16 protein-coding genes are annotated in these 17,393 nt (G+C 38.4%); all 16 read left to right on the forward strand.

Annotation, left to right across the window (positions count from 1 at the left end):
- Nucleotides 1–164 precede the first annotated feature (164 nt).
- The 16 genes from JBW_RS08675 to JBW_RS08750 all read left to right on the forward strand — a co-directional run bounded on the left by JBW_RS08675 (nucleotide 165) and on the right by JBW_RS08750 (nucleotide 17,382).
- Nucleotides 165–2,018 carry a TIGR03960 family B12-binding radical SAM protein gene (locus tag JBW_RS08675; protein WP_007959436.1) on the forward strand — a complete coding sequence of 618 codons (1,854 nt, stop codon included), beginning with the start codon at nucleotides 165–167 and terminating at the stop codon, nucleotides 2,016–2,018.
- Nucleotides 2,018–2,713 (forward strand): TIGR03936 family radical SAM-associated protein, encoded by a 696-nt coding sequence (locus JBW_RS08680; RefSeq protein WP_007959434.1) that lies wholly within the window; start codon nucleotides 2,018–2,020, stop codon nucleotides 2,711–2,713. Before JBW_RS08675 ends, JBW_RS08680 begins: the two co-directional genes overlap by 1 nt.
- Nucleotides 2,714–2,801: 88 nt before the next feature.
- Nucleotides 2,802–4,256: an Rne/Rng family ribonuclease gene (locus JBW_RS08685; protein ID WP_007959432.1), complete on the forward strand. Its 1,455-nt coding sequence runs from the start codon at nucleotides 2,802–2,804 to the stop codon at nucleotides 4,254–4,256.
- Nucleotides 4,257–4,526: 270 nt separating this feature from the next.
- Complete coding sequence (rplU, locus tag JBW_RS08690; protein ID WP_007936218.1) at nucleotides 4,527–4,838, forward strand: 50S ribosomal protein L21; 312 nt, start codon at nucleotides 4,527–4,529, stop codon at nucleotides 4,836–4,838.
- A 2-nt stretch (nucleotides 4,839–4,840) separates the two neighbouring features.
- A complete protein-coding gene (locus JBW_RS08695) occupies nucleotides 4,841–5,161 on the forward strand; it encodes a ribosomal-processing cysteine protease Prp (protein WP_007959431.1) in 321 nt (106 codons plus the stop codon).
- A 7-nt stretch (nucleotides 5,162–5,168) separates the two neighbouring features.
- The gene (gene rpmA, locus JBW_RS08700; RefSeq protein WP_007936222.1) at nucleotides 5,169–5,459 is read left to right on the forward strand and encodes a 50S ribosomal protein L27; all 291 of its coding nucleotides are present in this window, start codon (nucleotides 5,169–5,171) and stop codon (nucleotides 5,457–5,459) included.
- A 175-nt stretch (nucleotides 5,460–5,634) separates the two neighbouring features.
- Nucleotides 5,635–5,775, forward strand: coding sequence for a Spo0B domain-containing protein (locus JBW_RS08705; RefSeq protein WP_007959429.1), 141 nt, complete (start codon nucleotides 5,635–5,637; stop codon nucleotides 5,773–5,775).
- A gap of 385 nt (nucleotides 5,776–6,160) precedes the next feature.
- Nucleotides 6,161–7,432, forward strand: a complete 1,272-nt coding sequence (gene obgE / locus JBW_RS08710; protein ID WP_007959426.1) for a GTPase ObgE — start codon at nucleotides 6,161–6,163, stop codon at nucleotides 7,430–7,432.
- 13 nt (nucleotides 7,433–7,445) lie between these two features.
- Nucleotides 7,446–7,763, forward strand: coding sequence for a ribosome assembly RNA-binding protein YhbY (gene yhbY, locus JBW_RS08715; protein WP_007959424.1), 318 nt, complete (start codon nucleotides 7,446–7,448; stop codon nucleotides 7,761–7,763).
- Nucleotides 7,764–7,846: 83 nt separating this feature from the next.
- Nucleotides 7,847–8,974, forward strand: coding sequence for a glutamate 5-kinase (proB, locus tag JBW_RS08720; protein WP_007959421.1), 1,128 nt, complete (start codon nucleotides 7,847–7,849; stop codon nucleotides 8,972–8,974).
- 14 nt (nucleotides 8,975–8,988) lie between these two features.
- A complete protein-coding gene (locus JBW_RS08725; RefSeq protein ID WP_007959419.1) occupies nucleotides 8,989–10,245 on the forward strand; it encodes a glutamate-5-semialdehyde dehydrogenase in 1,257 nt (418 codons plus the stop codon).
- A 358-nt stretch (nucleotides 10,246–10,603) separates the two neighbouring features.
- On the forward strand, nucleotides 10,604–11,461 hold the full coding sequence (locus JBW_RS08730) for a hypothetical protein (RefSeq protein ID WP_007959416.1): 858 nt from the start codon (nucleotides 10,604–10,606) through the stop codon (nucleotides 11,459–11,461).
- 5 nt (nucleotides 11,462–11,466) lie between these two features.
- Nucleotides 11,467–12,564, forward strand: a complete 1,098-nt coding sequence (gene gmd / locus JBW_RS08735; RefSeq protein ID WP_007959414.1) for a GDP-mannose 4,6-dehydratase — start codon at nucleotides 11,467–11,469, stop codon at nucleotides 12,562–12,564.
- 70 nt (nucleotides 12,565–12,634) lie between these two features.
- Entirely contained in the window at nucleotides 12,635–13,567 is a 933-nt protein-coding gene (fcl, locus tag JBW_RS08740) for a GDP-L-fucose synthase (protein ID WP_007959412.1), read from the forward strand.
- An 87-nt stretch (nucleotides 13,568–13,654) separates the two neighbouring features.
- Entirely contained in the window at nucleotides 13,655–14,521 is an 867-nt protein-coding gene (locus tag JBW_RS08745; protein ID WP_007959409.1) for a hypothetical protein, read from the forward strand.
- 35 nt (nucleotides 14,522–14,556) lie between these two features.
- A complete protein-coding gene (locus tag JBW_RS08750; protein WP_007959406.1) occupies nucleotides 14,557–17,382 on the forward strand; it encodes an AMP-binding protein in 2,826 nt (941 codons plus the stop codon).
- Nucleotides 17,383–17,393: the final 11 nt, after the last annotated feature.

Genomic DNA, 17,393 nt, shown 5'->3' on the forward strand with positions numbered 1-17,393 from the left:
TTTGGCAGGAATTTTTCTTATTATGTAGAACGTAAGGTAGGATATCTGACTAAACTTTGGATATTTTTGGGCAGTATATATATAATCGAGTAAAATAAACAATATACGTTACTCGATTTTTATACAATAATTTTTGAAGCAAAATTTGGAGGTTAGTATTACTTATGATAACTTTAGATCCCGCCATGTTAAATCGGGTCATAAAACCTGCCCGATACACTGGAAATGAATGGAACAGTATAAAGAAAGACCATGATACAGTCTCTGTAACAGTGGCTTTATCCTTACCGGATGTATATGAAGTCGGCATGTCAAATTTGGGATTAAAAATTTTGTATCAAATACTAAATAACAGGGAGGATACTGCTGCAGAGCGGGTATATGCACCTTGGGTTGATATGGAAGCTGAGATGCGGGAGCGTAATATCCCTCTCTATACCTTAGAAAGTTTAAAACCAGTTAGGGAATTTGATATAGTTGGCTTTTCCCTGCAATATGAAATGAGTTATAGCAATGTACTAAATATGTTGGATTTAGCAGGGATTCCTTTGTTTACAGCAGAGCGGGATGAACACATGCCGATTATTATTGGGGGCGGACCTTGTACATTTAATGCAGAACCTGTTGCTGACTTCTTTGACTGTCTTGTTTTAGGAGAGGGCGAAGAAGTAATGGAAGACATTATTGCGGCAGTCTCATCCTGGAAAAAAGCAGGAAAAATAAATGGTAGATCAGGAATTTTAAAAAGCCTAGCTCAGATTGGTGGAGTTTATGTACCTTCGCTTTATGATGTAACGTATCATGAAAATGGTATGGTAGCCGAAGTGCTGCCTAATTGTCTTGAGGCCCCTTTGATTGTGACCAAGCGTGTGGTAAAAGATCTAAATACGGTAGAATACGCTACAAGACCCATTGTGCCTTTTTTGGATATTGTCCATGATCGCATTATGCTGGAATTGTTTCGCGGCTGTACCAGAGGGTGCCGTTTTTGCCAAGCGGGAGTGCTGTATCGTCCAGTACGAGAACGTCGTCCAGAATTGCTCTTGAAAATGGCTAAAGAAATGGTAGAAAGCACAGGATATAATGAAATATCTCTCACTTCCCTCAGTTCAGCAGATTATTCTTGTTTGCCTGATCTTGTTGATTCTTTGATGGGAGAACTAAAAGAGCAGGGCGTGAGTGTGTCTTTGCCATCCCTTAGAATTGATAGTTTTTCCATCGATCTTGCACAAAAAGTGCAGCAGGTGCGAAAAAGTGGCCTGACATTTGCTCCCGAAGCAGGTTCTCAGCGTATGCGGGATGTGATTAATAAAGGGGTAACGCAAAAGAACCTAGAGGATGCTGTAAGTGCCGCTTTTCAGGCGGGATGGTCCACGGTAAAATTATATTTTATGATGGGATTACCGACGGAAACAGATGAGGATGTGCTGGGAATTGCAGATCTGGCTTACAAAGTACTTGATCTATATAAAGAAATAAAAGGACGCAGAGGAGCAAAAGTAACGGTTAGCGTGTCTTGTTTTGTTCCCAAACCTCATACTCCTTTTCAATGGTTTGGTCAAGATCTTGCCAGTGAATTTGAACGCAAGCAGCAATTATTAAAAGCGCGCCTTCGGGATCGAAGTATTACCTTTAATTGGCACGATGCTCGTACCAGTTTCTTAGAAGGAGCCTTTGCCCGTGGGGATAGAAGACTAGGACAAGTATTGCTGAAAGCCTGGCAAAATGGTGCCAGGTTTGACGGATGGTCAGAGTACTTTAAATATGATGTATGGATGGATGCTTTTAAGACTTGTGAAATCGATCCCTATTTTTATGCAACCCGTCATCGGGATTTCGATGAAGTGATGCCATGGGATCATTTGTCTTCGGGAGCGTCAAAAGAATTTTTGCAGCGTGAATATGAGCAGGCTGTAACAGAAGAATTAACAGTTGATTGTAGAAGAGAACACTGTAGTGCTTGTGGTGTATGTCCAGGACTCGGTGTTGAGGTATTAGATTGGGGGAGTCGGGCATAATGGCAAAACTACGTTTAGAGATTACAAAAGGGGAAGAAATACGCTATATTTCTCATCTGGATTATGCCAGTGCTATGGAAAGAGCGATTATACGAGCCAAATTACCCGTAGCCTATTCGGAAGGGTTTAACCCTCATATGAAAATATCCTTTGCTTCTGCTTTAGCTGTAGGGGTAACAAGTCAAGCTGAATATATTGATATTGAATGCAAGGCAGAGATTGATGTAAATCAGGCAGTAGAGCATCTCAAAGCTACATTACCTATGGGAATTCGCATAAAAGGTGCTGCCTACATGCAAGGAAATGTTCCTGCATTAATGGCCATTGTCAACCTAGCTACTTATGAAATAACAGTACCGTTGTTAGCAGAAGATATTGGGATTATCGAGGATAGTATCCGATGGTTCAATGAAGCTGAAGCTGTTTTATATATGAGAGAATCTCCTAAAGGGAAAAAAGAAATAGAAATAAAGCAATATATGGCGAAACCCATTACCCTAACAGCCTTGGAAAAGGCCGTACGTCTTATATTGGAGATCCGAATTACCCCGACGGGCAGCATTAAGCCAGGAGAAGTCTTAGGAGCCTTGGTGGCTATGTTTGATTTACCTGTGGACATTGATAATCTATTGATTCACCGTACTGGACTTTATATTAGTAATGTAAATCGGCAGGTGTCACCTGTAGAGCTGTAAGAAAGAAGAATCAGTAATCTCACAAATTCTTCAAGAGCAGTTGTAAAATGATAAAATAATGTAAAAAATTAAGAAAGGAGGGAATGGGATGGGAAAAATAATTGTGGTGAATATGACACCAGAAGAAACAAGAATGGCAATTCTGGAAGATAAAGAATTGATTGAAGTATCCATAGAACGAACTAAAAGTGGTCACAGTGTTGGCAATATATATAAAGGGAAAACAAAGAATGTACTTCCTGGTATGCAAGCGGCATTTATTGATATTGGGAGAGAAAAAAATGCTTTTTTATATATTGGCGATGCATTGCCTCAGGGGGCTGCTCAGGCGCTTGCTGATACTGCCTTAACTGTGGGCAAAGACGTTATGGTTCAAATTGTAAAGGATGCAATTGGCACTAAAGGACCTCGGGCGACTACACACTTAACCTTGCCAGGACGATATGTCGTATTAATGCCTACCGTCGATTATATTGCGACTTCAAGACGTATAGGGAATGAAGAAGAACGGATACGGCTAAAAAAAATTATTGAGAAAGTGCGGCCGGAAGGTATGGGGGTCATTGTTCGTACCATGTCTGAAGGTAAAAGTGAAGAGGATCTACAAAAAGATATAGAGTATCTTTACAACCTATGGAAGGCACTCGTCGCTAGAAGTAAAAGAGCAGCTGCGCCAATCTTGCTGTATCGTGATGTGGATTTGGTAATTCGTATCGTACGTGATTACTTAGCAGATGATGTAGAAACATTTATTTTGGATAACCAAGATGCCTATGGGCGAGTTTGTGACTTGCTTAACTATATGTCTCCAGAGCTGGTGAGCAGAGTTACCCTCTATCAAGGGAAAGAAGATATTTTTACTCATTTTGGGATTGATGAAGAATTAAAGAAAATTGGCCAGCGTTCTATTTGGCTTGCATGCGGTGGATATATTGTAATTGATAAAACAGAAGCGCTAACGGTTATTGACGTGAATACAGGAAAGTTTGTCGGGTCTACTAATTTATCAGATACCGTTTTTCGAACCAATTTAGAAGCAGCAAGCGAAATTGTTAGACAAATACGTTTGCGAGATATTGGCGGCATTATCATTATTGATTTTATCGATATGGATAAAGAAGAACAGAAACAGGCAGTATTAGCCGCACTAGCAGAAGAATTTAAACGTGATCGTACAAAAACCAATATACTTGGTTTTACTGTCTTGGGCTTAGTACAGATTACACGAAAAAAAGTTCGGCAAAATGTAGAAGGGATGCTTTATAATGAATGTCCATGCTGCGAAGGACGTGGCAGGGTACAGTCCCCTGAAACAGTAATGATTAACATCTGGCGCAAGATGCGCTATATCATGAGTCAACCCAGGCGGCAGGGACGTCTTGTCATTCAAGTGCATCCTCTTGTTGCGGAAATGATTAAAAGTCAAGGCGAGTTAACCCGTATGGAACACGAACTGGCTTGTTCATTACGTATAGAAGCGTTGGCTGAAATGAATCCTGAAATGTTTTCCATCTTGCATGAAAGTGATCCTTTAGGAAAATAATTGACAAAGCCCATTGCATATGCTATTATCATTCAATGTAGGCGATTATGCTTATGTGTGTCCCAAACCGCACGGAGAGGTTCCATAAACTTACTTTGAGATTGCTCAAAAAGCGTCAGGTGCTAGGCGCGACGAGAGGCTGAGTGAAGGCGTACATATTGTACGTTGAACGAAGGTTCGCAGGAAGCAACGACGCAGATGATGCTTTTTCAGCAATCTCAGGTGATACCGTATTCGGCGAGTACTAGAACGAGGGAGGTGTAATAAATAATGTACGCAATTATTCAAACTGGTGGTAAACAATATCGCGTTTCTGAGGGTGAGGTTGTTTTCATTGAGAAAGTTGAAGCTGCAGAAGGCGAAGCAGTAGAATTCGATCGTGTACTTACTGTCGTAACAGAAGGTAATGTAGTGATTGGTCAACCTCTAGTAGCTGGCGCTAAAGTAACTGGTAAAGTTCTTTCTCAAGGTAAAGAAAAGAAGATTTTTGTTTTCAAATATAAAGCAAAATCGAATTACCGTAGACGTCAAGGTCATCGTCAACCGTTCACTAAGGTTGTGATCGAGAAGATTGAAGCATAAGAATGATCAAGATAAAGATTATTCGAAACCCAGAACAAGGTATCGTTGAGTTTCGTGTTACTGGACATGCAAATCAAGGTCCTCATGGGCAGGATATTGTATGTGCTGGTGTATCAGCCTTAACGCAGACTGCTGTGCTGGGATTGGATCGTCACTTAAGAGCCAGAATACATCTGGATATTGCCAGTGGCAATTTAAAGATGTGTTTATTAGATAATCCGGATCGATTAACGAATGCTGTGTTGGAAACGATGCTAATTGGTTTAACCGAGATTGCAAAGGCAAATCCGCAAAGTGTCCGTATCTCTGAACACAGGAGGTGAAGTACAGATGTTTAATTTTAATTTACAGCTATTTGCTCATAAAAAAGGTGTAGGTAGTACTCGTAACGGTCGTGACAGTGAATCCAAGCGTCTTGGCGTTAAACGTCACGCAGGCGAAGTCGTGACTGCTGGCAGCATTTTAGTTCGCCAGAGAGGTACTCATTTCCATACTGGTCAAAATGTTGGCATTGGTAAAGATGATACCTTATATGCAAAAATTGCTGGGCGTGTGGCTTTTGAACGTAAAGGCCGTAACGACCGTCAAGTAAGCGTATATCCTACAGAAGAAGCTATCTAATCATTACACCTGCGGCTATCTTAAAGCCGCAGGTATTATTTTTTTTGAAGTTGTCTTCTTCAAAGTAGTTGCCTTACACACAGCAGACAAAAATATCTATAAAACCACACTGGATTGTTGTATAATAGTATAAAATAGTTTAAGATGGGGCTTACAATAGAAGGGATGATTGAAAATGGAAAATCATGAAGTGTGTGAAGAAATTGTTACTTTATTGAGAAAGCAACGGCATGATTTTGTAAACCATTTGCAAGTTATTCATGCCATGCTGCAGATGGACCGTAGAGAAAAAGCTCTTTTATACATCGAAGAGTGAGCGAAAGATCCTGCCTTAGTATCTGATGCTGTAAAAGCTTATGAAGAACGCTGTGCTTACCTACATAAAACCTGATTTTTCGTGATGGTTACAGCAACTTTTTTGAAGTGGACAAGTTCTACCAAAGTGCTAACACTCTATCTTTGATTCGGTAAAGGTTTTTAATAAGGTTGTTCTCCTTATTAATGCTTCTAAATCTTTGCTTTAAAAGAATAGAGTTGGCGTGTAATTTATTGCATATTGACATATATTACTGATAATAGAGCATGTTGCAAAATATACAGTCTTATGAAAGAGTCTATTTCATAATCTGTAATTTTTGATTTTGTAATTGACTTTGATGATGAATACATAGATAGGTTGATACCTAAAGGGGTTTTAAAAAATGTTTATTGATAGAGCAAGAATTCATGTAGTATCTGGTAATGGCGGTAATGGTATGTCTAGCTGGCGCCGGGAGAAGTTTGTTCCAAAAGGCGGTCCAAGTGGTGGGGATGGTGGTCGAGGGGGAGACGTTATATTAATCGTTGATGCCAATACCAACACCTTGATTGATTTTCGTTATAAACGTAAATTTGTTGCCAATAATGGTGTCAACGGTCAAACGAAAAATATGCATGGTCAGCATGCAGAGCATACCTATATTAAAGTACCACCTGGTACATTGGTAAAAGATGCTGATACAGGAGAAGTAGTAGCTGACTTGACGAAAGTAGGTCAGCAGGCTGTTATAGTAAAAGGCGGTCGTGGTGGTCGAGGTAATGCCAGATTTGTTAATAGTGTTAATAGAGCGCCTACCTTTTCAGAAAATGGTGCACCTGGCGCGGAACGTTTCTTACAGCTAGAACTCAAATTATTAGCAGATGTTGGATTAGTCGGATATCCTAGCGTAGGAAAATCCAGCATTATATCTGTTGTATCTGCCGCTAAGCCTGAGGTAGCAGCATATCATTTCACTACCTTGACGCCGGTACTTGGTGTGGTAAGTCTCGATGAAGGACATAGCTTTGTGCTGGCTGACATCCCAGGTTTGATTGAGGGAGCCAATGAAGGTATTGGTCTTGGACATGATTTTCTTCGTCACATTGAGCGTACCAAGGTTATACTTCATGTTCTGGACGTATCTGGTTTGGAAGGGCGCGATCCCATAGAGGATTACAATAAAATCAATAATGAACTGAAACTATATAATGAGAAATTAGCGACTCGTCCGCAGCTGATTGTTGCTAATAAAATGGATCTGGCGGAAGCCCAAGAGAACTATCCAAGAGTGGCTGAGCATATGAAAAAACTAGGATATGAACTGTATCCTGTTTCAGCAGCCACAGGAGAAGGATTGCCAGAACTTATGCAGCAGACTGCCAAATTATTATTAGAACATGTAGAGGTGCCAGAAGAAGCAGAAGGTACCATTGTATATGAAGCAAAACAAGAAGAAGACTTTACCATCGGCCGTGACACAGATGGTGCGTTCCTAATTCGTGGCAGGGGAATCGAAAGATTAGTTGCGATGACTAATTTTGATAATGATGAAGGTGTACGACGCTTTCAGCAGCTCTTTAAACGTATTGGTATTGAAAGTGCCCTTAAAGAAAAAGGGGTTCAGGAAGGCAATACGGTACGGATTGGCGAAATGGAATTTGAATTTAGAACATAAAGGGGAACAATAAGTGGAAGAAATTACAACATTAACAGGTAAGCAGAAACGATATTTACGATCCTTGGGAAGCACTATGGACCCTGTAGTGCAGATTGGTAAAACAGGAATGTCAGCTAGTTTGCTGGATAGTACGAAAGATGCATTAATCGCGCGTGAATTAATTAAAGTACGTGTGCTCCAAAATTGCAGTGAGGCACCGAAAGAAATAATTGCACAATTGGCAGAAGCAGCAGGGGCTGAATTAGTCCAGATTATTGGGCGCAATGGCCTTTTATATAAACGAAACCGCAATCCAGAAAAAAATCATAAAATAGAATTACCTAGTTAACAACAAAACGTAACCACAAAGGCACAAAAGAACATTCTTTTATGCCTTGGTGGTTCAAATTTTTACATACGGGTGGGAGTGACATGTTTACCAGAGAAAATTTGAAAAGAGCCAAGCGAGTAGTGGTTAAAGTAGGAACCAGTACATTAACACACAGTACTGGTAAATTGAACTTGTGGCGAATTGAAAAATTAGTGAGAGAGTTAGCAGATCTCGCTAATCAAGGAAAAGAAATTATTCTGGTTTCTTCAGGAGCGGTTGGTGCTGGTATGGACGTTTTAAGTCTCAAAGAACGGCCGAAAACGATTCCTGAAAAACAGGCTGCCGCGGCCGTTGGTCAAGGCAGGCTAATGCATACCTATGATAAATTATTTGGTGAGTATGGGCAGGTAGTAGCCCAAGTACTTCTAACTCGTGAAGATTCAGTAAAGCGGACTCGGTATACTAATTCGCGCAATACCTTATTAACACTTTTAAAAATGGGCGTTATTCCAGTTATTAATGAAAATGATGTTGTAGCCATTGATGAATTAAAGATCGGCGACAATGATACATTGTCAGCCATGGTAGCCAGTATTGTGGATGCCGATGTATTAATTATTTTATCGGATATTGAAGGCGTATATACAGATAATCCCCAGACGAACCCAGATGCACAGCTTATTAGTGAAATTGCAGATATTACTCCAGAGATTGAAGCCTTAGCCGGTGGTGCAGGTACGCAGCGAGGAACTGGTGGTATGCATACGAAAATCCAAGCCGGAAAAATTGCTGTTAACTCCGGGGTTACGATGATTATTGCATCAGGATTGCAAGAGGGAATTCTGCGCCAGGTACTAGCAGGGGAAAATGTGGGAACTCTCTTTCTCTCAAAAGAAAATCGTTTGCATGTACGAAAAAAATGGTTAGCCTTTGGTGCACGTATTCAAGGAGTGCTTACTGTGGATAAAGGCTGTGAGCAGGCTCTGTTGTCCGGAGGTTCCAGCCTGCTGGCAGCAGGTATTACTGCAGTCACAGGAGAATTTGAACATGGTAATACAATTAGTGTTGTTGCCTCCGAAGGCAGAGAAATTGCCCGAGGAATAGCCAATTACAGCGGTACAGAAACCAGAAAGATTATGGGACTTCATACCAATGAAATCAATGCTATATTAGGTGCAAAACCCTACGATGAAATTATTCATCGGGATAATATGGTATTATTAATGTAAAGGAGAGAGGTTATATGGATCATCTTACAGAACTGCAAATAAAAGGAAAGAGTGGGAAGCAAGCAGCAAGAAAGCTTGCAACACTATCCACTCTTACCAAAAATCAAGCACTTGAAAAGATGGCAGAGGCCTTAGAAAAAGATTATGCCATTATTTTAACCGCCAATGCTGTAGATATAGAAAATGGCAAAGCGAAAGGCTTATCTCAGGCCTTACTTGACCGTTTACTTTTAACCCAAAGTAGAATTGAATCCATGGCTGATGGCTTGCGACAGGTTACAACGTTACCCGATCCGATTGGTGAATTATTAAGTAGAGACAAACGCCCCAATGGTCTAGAAATCAGCAAAGTGCGAGTACCATTAGGCGTAATTGGAATTATCTATGAAGCTCGTCCTAATGTTACTGTGGATGCAGCAGGGCTTTGTCTAAAAACAGGAAATGCTGTGATTTTGCGCGGGGGATCGGAAGCGATTCATTCTAATAAGGCAATTATTCAAATCATTGCTCAAGCTGCTTATGAGGCAGGAATACCAACAGGGTCCCTTCAATTAGTTGAAACTACGGATCGACAGGCTGTAAATGAGATGTTGAAACTCAATGAGTACCTAGATGTAATTATTCCTCGTGGTGGTGCTGGGCTCATTAAAACTGTAGTAGAAAATAGCATAGTGCCTGTCATTGAAACGGGTACTGGCATCTGCCATACTTTTGTTGATGAATCTGCAGATCTGAAGATGGCAGAGGCCATTGCATTTAATGCTAAGGTTTCTCGCCCAGGTGTATGCAATTCCATGGAAACACTATTGGTACATGAGAAAATAGCAAAGCAGTTTTTGCCAGATATGCTTGATAAATATCAGCAAGCTGGTGTAGAGCTAAGAGGATGTCCCATAACAATTCAGTTTCATCAAGAGGTAAAGCCAGCTACTGATGAGGATTGGGCTACTGAATACTCTGATTTCATCTTATCCATAAAGATAGTAAAAAATCTGGATGAAGCGATAGAACATATTGACAAATACAGTACTCGCCATTCGGAAGCCATTGTTACAAAGACCCCTGAAAATGCCAAGCGCTTTCAGCATGAAGTAGATGCAGCAGCTGTATATGTAAATGCTTCAACTCGTTTCACGGATGGATTTGAATTTGGCTTTGGTGCTGAAATTGGTATTAGCACACAGAAATTGCATGCCCGCGGACCTATGGGCTTACCAGAACTCACTAGCAGCAAATATATTATTTCTGGTAATGGACAAATAAGAGAATAACAAATACGCTAAATGAAAAGAAGTAGAGCCTAAAGATCAGTTACGGACTGATTTTTAGGCTCTTTCTTTATAACAGCAGAAATTATAAATCTTGTAGGGAAATATATGAAGCACAAAGGTCATGAAGATGCACGAAGAACACAGAGGTTTTTAACCCCCTAATTATCTTTTCTCAGCGTTCTCTGTGCCTCTGTGGTTCGGTTCACTTTATATGTTTTAAGAACGGCAGCGTTTTTCTTATATGGACTCTCACCAAAGTTATGATGATGACATATATTATAATACATATTTGGCAAAGCCTTATTGCTAGGTGCGGAGTTATGGGGATCATCAAATAAGTACAAAGGAGTTGATATTTATGATTATGAATGGTGAGCCTATGCACTCATTCGATATACAGCAGCTTAAATGGGCTCTACGCAGAGGAAAAATGGATGTATGGGAAAATGAAACTACTCCCGTTGAGAGCCAGCCTACTCCTGTTGCCGAAACTGTTAACGGTACTGGGGAAAATCCTCCTGTATGTACAACGGTTTTAGATCAGATTACTACTATGGAGAAAATGATGAATCAGCAGATCGCATTATTTAGAAATGAATTTGCCGTTTTTATTCAAGCACAAGTGAATCAAGAAAAAGCGTTACGTCTTTCAGAAACAGAATGGCAAAAAAGACTTGTAGAACATGAAAGTAAAATGCTAGCTGAAATGTGGGAGATGAGGCAGAGTATTATTGGAGAATTTACAACCTATTTTCAACTAATAGCAGAACAATTACAGACTAGGGATCATTTAATACATAAGGAAATATCTTTGCTTAAAGAACAGTTGATTGAGATGCATCAATACCAAGAATACCACAAAGAAGAAGATCTAGCATTGGCAAAGGAGTGGAATCAAAAGATTGAAGCATGCCAAATACAGTTAATTGATTGTATGCAGCATATACAAAGAGTATTAGAAGAAATAAATGTTGGTAGCATTGAAAAGCTGAAGCAAGAAGATTTTTTCCTTAATGAAATTGCACTTGTAAAAAGTGAATTAGCAACTTTACAGCAAGCTTATCAAGGTAAGGATGATAGGTCGATAATTGTAGATATTGAAACTTGCAATCCTGTAACAGAGGAAACGGAGCAAATCAAGGCAGATGCTCAGCAAGAGCTCAAAAGGCAAGAAGATATGATTATAAAGAAAAAAAGAAGGCATCGGAGAGGATAAAATTTATGGGAAAAGTGGCATTGATTACAGGCATAACAGGCCAAGATGGTGGCTATCTGGCTGAGTTCCTACTAGAGAAAGGCTATATTGTTCATGGTATAAAACGGCGTAGCTCGTTATTGAATACGGCTCGCATTAATCATTTATACCAGGATTCTCATGAGAAACATGTAAAGTTTTTTTTGCATTATGGTGATATGACAGATGCGACAAATTTGATTCGTATTATTCAGGAAGTACAGCCTGATGAGATCTATAATCTAGCCGCACAAAGTCATGTGCAGGTTTCTTTTGACACTCCAGAATATACTGCTAATGCAGATGCGTTAGGTACACTAAGGTTATTAGAAGCCTTACGTATATTGAATATGGTAGGTCGAGTTAAGCTTTATCAAGCTGCGACCAGTGAGCTATTTGGGAAAGTACAGGAAACACCTCAGAAAGAGACGACTCCCTTTTATCCTCGGAGCCCCTATGCTGTTGCCAAATTATACGCCTATTGGATTGTTGTAAATTATCGGGAAGCTTATAATATGTTTGCTTGCAATGGGATTCTGTTTAATCATGAATCACCAATGCGCGGTGAAACTTTCGTCACTCGTAAAATCACGAGAGCCGTAGCTCAGCATAAGTTAGAAGTAGGCAATATATTATATTTAGGAAACTTGGATGCAAAAAGGGATTGGGGTTTCGCTGGTGATTATGTAAAAGCGATGTGGCTTATGCTGCAGCAAGAAAAGGCAGAAGATTACATCATTGCGACGGGAGAGACGCATTCGGTACGTGAATTTGTGGAACTAGCCTTTCGTGCTATTGGAGTGAATATTGAATGGCAAGGAGCAGGTATAGAAGAAAAAGGCATAGATGCAGCGAATGGAAAGACTTTGATTGAGGTAGATGCTCGTTACTTTCGTCCAACAGAAGTCGATTTGTTATTAGGTGATGCCACGAAAGCCAAAGAAAAATTAAGATGGACTCCAGAAGTTAGTTTGATTGAAATGGTAGATATGATGGTAACGCAAGATATCAAATGGATGGAACGTGAATTATTATGCCAAAAATATGGCTTTAGCACTGAAAGTATACGGAAAGCAAAAGAATAAAAATAAAGCTCTTTTACTAGAAAATCTCTAAAGAAAATTTTCCCCATATAATTACATGTGGAGGCAGACTATGGATAAACATGCCAAAATCTATATTGCCGGCCATGGAGGTTTAGTCGGATCAGCAATTCTAGGCAAATTAAAGAAGCATTTCTATAAGAATATTATATTTCGTACTAGCAAGGAGCTAGACTTGCGCAATCAAGAAGCTGTGGCTACTTTTTTTGCCATTGAGCAGCCAGAGTATGTATTTATGGCTGCTGCAAAAGTAGGAGGGATATTGGCGAATGACACTTATCCAGCTACTTTTATCTACGATAATGTAATGATGCAAGCCAATATTATTAATGCTGCTTATCAAAATAAGGTCAAAAAGTTATTATTTCTGGGAAGCTCTTGTATTTATCCCAAATTAGCTCCTCAACCGATAAAAGAAGAATATTTGCTAACGGGTGAGTTAGAAGCTACCAATGCACCTTACGCAATTGCTAAAATTGCAGGAATAACAATGTGCCAAGCGTATAATGAGCAATATGGAACAACTTTTATTTCTGTTATGCCGACGAATCTATACGGACCTAATGATAATTTTGATTTAACATCATCTCATGTACTACCAGCGCTTATTAGAAAGTTTCATGAAGCAAAAATGAATCATCTATCCAATGTCGAAATCTGGGGTACAGGCAAGCCACGGCGGGAATTTTTGCATGTAGATGATTTAGCTGATGCATGTCTGTTTTTAATGAATCAATATCAAGATAACCAGCCGCTAAATATCGGAGTAGGTAAAGATATTTCTATTGCTGAATTGGCAACCCTAATTGCTGCAGTTGTGGGGTATTCAGGTAACATTATGTATAACACCGCGATGCCTGACGGAACTCCTCGTAAGTTATTGGACGTATCAAAATTAGCAGATCTTGGTTGGCGTCCATCAATAGAATTAGAGGATGGTATACGCCGCACATATCAATGGTATTTAAAGAACTTAGTAATTTGATGATAGCAAGTTTACAGATAGTGCCGCATTAACAGAGTTTGTGTGACAATAAGCAAGATATATTCGGATAATATTAGGGGGAACTACATGTCTATTCCAATTGTTTTTATGCATTATGGCGATAGTGAATATCTGCAGTATAGTTTACTACAAGCAAAAAAATCGAATAAAGATAGCGATATTATATTAATTGGTGATGACAGCAATAACAAATATCCTTTTGTTAAACACGCTAATATAAATGATAGTCAATCTGGACAAGATTTTGCGAAAATTTATCAGCATATGAGCTTTAATTACTACGCATATGAACTATTTTGCATTCAGAGATGGTTTATGTTAAGAGATTTTATGGCTAAGCATCAGATATCCCGGTGTTATCATCAAGACTCTGATGTAATGCTGTATGAGGATATTTCAACGGAAAATGTCGCAAATTACGATTTTGCTTTCTGTGGCGGGATTTCAGGTGGGATTGCCTTTATCAACAATTTCGAAGCGTTAGATGGTTTTTGTAAATTCATTACTGCATTTTACACGGAGGAACCTCTTATGGAGGAACTAAAAAAAATATATCAAATGGTTATAAAACAAGTACCAAATGCTGGTATTTCTGACATGATATTTATTAACCTATATTGTAATACGAGACAGCATCCAGAAAAAATTTTTGATTTGTCAATTATTGAAAACAATGCTGTGTTTGATTTGAATGTAAATTTAACAAATGAATATGAACAATGGCAAGGCCGAAAAAAGATATATTTTACGACAAAGGGAGTATTATGCAAAAATTTAGTATTAAATACGTTTATCAAATTTAAAGCGCTTCATTTTCAGGGAGAGGCAAAAATGTTTATGAAATACTTTGTGCAAAAAACACCTGAGGAGTGTATTATACCCGTAACTTTTGATTATTCGTCCTGCCAATGGCAGGAGGTTCATAATTTATAATTCAATTAATTTTAGAAAAGAGAGGTGTTTTTTTGATGAAATCAGCAGTTGCTATTCAGTATGATGATGAGGAGCTAACTGGAAATATAAAAATAGTTTTAAAAAATATTCCCGAAATAACCATTGTTGATAACAGTAATTGTGAAAAAATTGCTCTGGGGGAATGTGGTAAGAAGATAAGATGGTTAAGTAATAAAATAATACGGGATTTTCCTGAGGAAAAGCATATTGGATTGATTTTTAAAACTTCCGAGGAATTAATATTACATTGGTTTGCGGTTTTGGACGCGGGGAAAGAGCCACTTATCATGCAATATCCAACTAAAAAGCAAAGTATGATTTATTGGCATAACTCCGTTAGTCACACCATTTCTTCTAGTAATATTCAGGGCGTAATATGCGAAGCAGGTATTAAATCATTGGGTATTGAAAAATTAGTAAGAACTATTTTCTTTGAAGAAGAAATTCTCGAGGCAGATACCAGCTGTGATGAAATTATTAATGGTACGTTTATTCAGTTATCATCAGGTACTACTGGTTTTCGCAAGGGTATGAAATTTACTTTCAAAGAATTATATAGTTATATACAAAATTATAATGAAGTAATGGATATGAAGGAAACGGATTGCATCGTATCTTGGTTACCTTTGTATCATGATATGGGATTTATTGCTTGCTTTACGATGCCGATTTTTTTAGGTATAAAACTAGTTTTAATTGATCCGATTGTTTGGGTTACTAATCGCTCTATATTATTTAAAACAATCGCTGATTATAAAGGTACACTTTGTTTTATGCCTAACTTTGGCTTTGAAGTTATGAGTAAGGAAAACTTAGATGTTCCAATTACCACAATGAGAAAATGGGTTTCTGGTGGAGAGCCTGTTAAAAAAGATACGATGGTACGCTTTTGTGAGCATTTAGGTACTAACTTGCAATCGATATCCGTAGTTTATGGATTCGCTGAAACGATTATGGCGATATCCCAAAGCAATGGTATAAAAAGCCATGAAAAAGATGGTAGAGACGTTGTAAGTTGTGGGACGATTATTCCAGGTACTTTTATCAAAATAATTGATAATCAGATATTCGCCAAAAGTGGCTATTCTATACAGTGCTATCTAGATCAAATTAGTATAGTAGATGAGGACGGGTATATTGCTACTGGGGATATTGGATTTATGGAGAACGGAGAACTATATGTGGAAGGGCGCAAACATGATATTATGATTCAGGCAGGACAAAAGTTTATGCTCAATGAAATGGATACGATTCTCGCCCAAGTTGCTCCAGAGTGGGCAGGCCGAGGTGTATGTTTAGCCAAAGATGATGAAGGAACTGGAACCCAGACACTTCTAATTCTTTTAGAAAGAGCAGATATCATTGATAGCGAGCAGTATAGGGAATTGGCAAGTCGTTTAAGTCAATCATTGCCAGTGGAACATTTTGAATTATATTTTGTTCCTGACCAATTTTTAACGAAAACTTCATCAGGTAAAATTAATCGCAAAAAAACATATGAGGATTATCAGAAATTTAAAAATTGGGAGAATCTTAATAAAAGTATTGACGTGCATATGCACGATGAAATCAAGCGACATTTTCAAGGAATACCTTTTGATTTACCAATAGCAGAGGCTTTAGATTCATTAGGTCTTATCATTTTAGACAGTATCGTGAAAAAAGGCAATATTAAGATCAATAAGTCTATGACATTAAATGAGGTTATTGAAATGTGTATGCAAAAAAACAGGAATAAGGTTCTTTTACGTTCAGACGCAAGTAAGGTGATATCCCTTGTCTCGATGATGGATTATTCTATTATTCCTCGCTTGACTGAAGAAGATATGAGATTTATTTCAAACGCAGTGGGTATGCAGGTAGAATTTGAGCATGTTTGCATGCCGCCGGCGCCTATTGTTGCACAGGATTTAATATTTTGCGATTTTTTCCTCTGTCGTAATTATGATGAACGATATTCTTATTATTATGAGTGTGTACAAAAAATTAAGGGAGCTAGCTTGCTTCTTATGGATGATCATGCAGAATTTGCTGTAGGAGGTGCAAGCGCATTTCCTATTATGGATACAAAGTTTAAGAGAAGTGCTGTCAGTGATTATGTAGTATATCGATGGCAAAAATATGCAAAAAATCATCATTTACTACCTGTGGGGGATGTTATTCATGGTTCGTCTCTTTCACCTGCAATGCATTTGGATGCAATAAAGAAAATCTCGGATTATTTAAATGTACCCATTTTTAAAGTAGCGGTATGTGAAAAATACAATCAGCATACTGCTGACTGGGAATATAAGGGCTATAAATATAATTTTAATATTATATTTGAGGGTAAACCAGACTATAGTAATCATGATGATATAGTTGCTGCTTTGTGTAATTTTATAAATCAAAACAAACACAGGATAAAAACTAAGGATGTTGTTAGCGTAAATAACAGCCCTGATTATAACGATTTGTGGCATTTTTGCTCTTATGCTGTCAATCCGCTATTTCTTGATCAAGTTATAAATCGCTTTAATAGCTTCATTATTCACGGATTTCCTTGCAGTTTGCAGTATTTACAAAGGAAATTAGAAGAACAAGGCAAGAAATTCTGTTTTGTTCCTGCTTTAAATGCTAGTGGTGGTTTTGATCCTGCATTAGAAGAAAATTATGAGTGTATATTGCAAACAGGAAGTTGGGGAACACCTAAGACATCGTTACCTGTATTGTCACTTATGGCAGCTGGTGGACCATTGTTCGCTAATTTACCTCCTGATTTTAAGATAGACCAAAAGATACTAGATTTTTCATTTATTTCTCTTCCTGAGGATATTAAGAACTATTTAAAAAATAAGTAAAGTAAAACCCC

The organism is Pelosinus fermentans JBW45, assembly GCF_000271665.2.
Lineage (GTDB): Bacteria > Bacillota > Negativicutes > DSM-13327 > DSM-13327 > Pelosinus > Pelosinus baikalensis.